Annotated in this window: 3 protein-coding genes; all 3 read left to right on the forward strand. The window is 60.4% G+C overall.

The features are described from left to right. Nucleotides 1-605 precede the first annotated feature (605 nt). The 3 genes from B7G66_RS16330 (at nt 606) to B7G66_RS16340 (ending at nt 3,751) form a co-directional block, all read left to right on the forward strand. A complete protein-coding gene (locus tag B7G66_RS16330; RefSeq protein ID WP_003617363.1) occupies nt 606-1,628 on the forward strand; it encodes an NAD(P)H-quinone oxidoreductase in 1,023 nt (340 codons plus the stop codon). A gap of 20 nt (nt 1,629-1,648) precedes the next feature. Beyond that, nucleotides 1,649-2,440, forward strand: coding sequence for an alpha/beta fold hydrolase (locus tag B7G66_RS16335; protein ID WP_040511335.1), 792 nt, complete (start codon nt 1,649-1,651; stop codon nt 2,438-2,440). 156 nt (nt 2,441-2,596) lie between these two features. After that, entirely contained in the window at nt 2,597-3,751 is a 1,155-nt protein-coding gene (locus B7G66_RS16340) for an energy transducer TonB (protein ID WP_003617360.1), read from the forward strand. The last annotated feature ends 77 nt before the right edge of the window (nt 3,752-3,828 follow it).

The following is a 3,828-nucleotide window of genomic DNA, read 5'->3' on the forward strand; positions in this document are numbered from 1 at the left end:
GCTTTTTAGAAAAAGCTTCACCAAAAACCTTTATAATTTCAGTGCGTTATCGCGCCTGACTTTTCAAACAGTCTCTGAGGTTTCCAGATATCGTCTTTGCCACAGCTCGCCTGTGTTCGGAAAACCGGTGCTCATCGAAGCTATTTGAAAAAATCTTCACATAAATTGTATTATTTTCAGTATGTTATCTGAAATAACATCCTGCCCCCTGTTGTCATGGACAGATCATGGTCCCCAAGGGGCAATATCCTCTGGCGGGTTTCCGGGCAGAGCACTGAGACGCACCATCAGCACGCCCTTTGCCGAAGGCCCCATCCTGAACATTGCTGCCCCCTGCCCCCCTGCACGAACCCACCTGCAGGCACAGCGTTATGCGTCACACAGAACGACACGGCCAAAGATGGGGGCAGTCACCCTGCACGCGGACATGTCATCGGGCGGGGGCGTGATCGGGGCATGATACCGGCGCACGATATGCTATCCCCCACAGGGATATTCCCCGATGGCTGCCGTGCGGATGCACATCCCTGTTGCGCCCGTTTCAGACCAGGCTGTCACCGGGGTGCGTTTCCTGCCATGCGTACGATACGGACGAAAGGACGACCATGAACCCCACCCTTCCGGTCATGATGCAGGCCGTCACCTATGCCGAACCCGGCCCCCCCGATGTCATGGCAATCAGCGAGGTGCCCACCCCTACGCCCGGCAGGGGCGAAGTGCTGGTGCGTGTCATGGCCGCCGGTGTCAACCGTCCCGACATCATGCAACGCAAGGGGCTGTATCCCCCACCCCCAGGGGCAAGCCCGCTGCTGGGGCTGGAGATTGCGGGCGAAGTCATCGCCCGTGGCCCCGGCATTGCCGATGACGCCTTTCCCGCCATTGGCGCGCGCGTCTGTGCCCTGTCCAACGGGGGTGGGTACGCGCAGTACTGCGTGGTGCCAGCCGGACAGTGCCTGCCATGGCCGGTGGGGTTTGATGCACTCCACGCCGCCGCCCTGCCGGAAACATTCTTCACCGTCTGGTCCAACCTGTTCATGACCGCGCATCTGCGCGCAGGCGATCGGGTGCTGGTCCATGGCGGCAGCAGTGGCATCGGCACCGTGGCCATACAGCTTGTGCGTCAGATGGGGGGCATTCCCTATGTCACGGCAGGCACAGCGGCAAAGTGCGAATTATGCACCACCATCGGGGCCGAGGCGGCCATAAATTATCATGAGGACGATTTCGTCGCCCGTATCGCTGAACTGACTGACGGGCGTGGGGTGGATATCATCCTTGATATGGTCGGGGGCGCCTATCTTGAACGCAACCTGCGCTGCCTTGCACCGGATGGGCGACTGGTCATCATTGCGTTACAGGGCGGCGCACGGGCGGAAAATGTGGGGCTGGCCCGTATCATGACGCGGCGGCTGGTGGTGACGGGCACGACACTGCGTCCACGCGATACGGCGTATAAGGCGGAAATCGCACGGCAACTGCACCAGCATGCGTGGCCACTTCTGGAAAAAAAGACCATCCGCCCGCTGATCCACGCCACCTTCCCCTTTGCGCAGGTCGTGGATGCCCATAAGCTGATGGAAAATGGAACGCATTCCGGGAAAATCATCCTGAATCTCCAGACCTCTTGAACCAGGACAAGGTAATCGCGGTGCTACTGAATGTGATTGAACGCGGTCCGGAGGAAGCATCGGGACAGGATGCGGGGCGACCGCCGGTCGTTCTGCTGCACGGACTGTTCGGACGGGCACGCAACCTTGGTTTTTTCCAGCGCAGGCTGGCGCGCACGCGCCGCACGCTGGCGATCGACCTGCGCAATCATGGCGAAAGCCCGCACGGGGCGATGGATTACAATACGATGTCGGCCGACCTGCTGGAAACACTGGCCCATCATAATGCGCTGCCCGCGACGCTGGTGGGTCATTCCATGGGGGGCAAGGTCGCGATGACGCTGGCGCTGATGCGGCCGGGAATGGTCCACAGCCTGCTTGTCGCGGATATCCCACCCGCGCGTACCGGCCATGGGCAGTTCGGGCTTGGCGAACAGATGCTGCATGTCGCCTTCCCGCCCTTCCTGAATCGTGCCGGGGCGGACCTGCTGTTGCAGCATTACATTCCCAACGCCGATGTCCGTGCGCTGATGCTGCAAAACATCCGCGTGGGCGAAAACCCGGGCTGGTCTATCGGGCTACGTGACATCGTGGACTCGATGCCCAATGTCGAAAGCTGGCCCTATATCCCCGAAGGCTACAGCTATCCTGGGCCGACGCTGTTCCTCGCGGGGGAGAATTCGCCCTATATCCGCCCAGAACATTTCATGACGATGCGCAGACTGTTCCCGAATTACCGCCTAGAACTGATTGAGAAAGCCGGACACTGGCTGCATGTCGAAAATCCCGGACGCTTTGCCGAACTGCTCGAAAATTTTGTCGGATCGTATTGAAAAGCCACCAATGGCGCGCGATGTGCGGCATCGCTCTTGACATCGTGACCTGTCCCCGCAGTTATGCTGACAAGCTGGGACAGGTCATGGCACGATAGTGACAGCCACCTGTCGTTGCGACCATGACATCCCCAAGGCGGAGAAACGCGCCCTTTCATGACGGTGACACTCAGTCCTTCTTCCCGGTACCGCCATGCCGTGGAACCCGTACTGATCCCGCGCGGGGACGGATCGGACCGTCCTGCCGCCCCGCCGCCTGCCGCGCCGTCCCGTCCGAACAGCCGCGAAAATGAACGCCTTGAATCGCGTGAGATCGTCCCGCGTCCGACGGGCTATCGCAACCTTCACCCTGTCACGTCCGGCCTGATCCGCCCCGATACGCTTGAAGAACCGGGGGCGGTCAAGGCCTCGGCCGTATCCGCGATGCTGCATGCGGCCTTGCTGGCGGCGATCATCATCAGCTCAGCCCATCACAACCCGCATGGCGATCCGTCCTCCTCCTCTGAATCCCCACAGGTGGAAATGGTGTTTTCCCCCCCTTCCTCCAGCGGGATGGAGGGCCAATCCTCGCCCGACATGGCGGGGGGTGCGGACGCACCAAAGCAGGAAAGCCAGCACAGCGCATCCGAAAGTGCCACAGCCGCCAAGGACCAGAGCGAGGATTCGTCCCCCGCGCCAAACATCCCGACGCCAGAGACCCCGTCTTCGCCACCGCTGACGCAGGCGCCATCCGACCTGTCCGTGCCCCAGTCGCAGGAGCAAAAGCAGTTCAATCCCGGCATGCAGAGTCCTGGCCATTCCAGCCACCCGGCGCCGCAGCCACGCCATCAGTCCGCCAGCAAGTCGCATTCATCGCTGCATTCGCCCATGGACCTGTCATTCGCACCATCACCATTGCCACACCGCACCCGCCATGGCCGCGCGGGCGGTTCGGGATCGCCCATCGACCTGTCCGTCGGCCCACTGGTCAGCAACGGAAGGATCAACGCCCCGTACTCCACCAATACGCAGATCCATGGCGTAAGCGACGATTACGCCTCTGAACTCGACCAGTGGATACGCAGCCATATGTACTATCCCGAAGACGCCGCCCGCGCGGGCGAGGAAGGGCCGTCATCGGTGCATGTGGTGCTGGATCGCAATGGGCAGGTGGCGAAAGTACGCCTGACGGGGCAGTCAGGATCGTACTATCTTGATGCCGCAACCACGGGGATGTTCCGCAATGCGCAGCTTCCCCCTGTGCCACCGGATATGTCGGGCGACCATTTCGATATCGACCTGACGATCAATTATATCCTGATTCGCCATTAAGAGACTGTTTGAAAAGTCAGGATAGATAACATACTGAAATTATAAGGGTTTTTGGTGAAGCTTTTTCCAAAAAGCTT

Origin of the sequence: Novacetimonas hansenii JCM 7643 (assembly GCF_000964405.1) — a bacterium.
Taxonomy (GTDB): Bacteria; Pseudomonadota; Alphaproteobacteria; order Acetobacterales; family Acetobacteraceae; genus Novacetimonas; species Novacetimonas hansenii.

Bases quoted from the DNA above. Each gene is read 5' to 3' on its own strand.
- B7G66_RS16330 (WP_003617363.1), top strand. From the start codon at position 606: ATGAACCCCACCCTTCCGGTCATGATGCAGGCCGTCACCTATGCCGAA.
- B7G66_RS16340 (WP_003617360.1), top strand. From the start codon at position 2,597: ATGACGGTGACACTCAGTCCTTCTTCCCGGTACCGCCATGCCGTGGAA.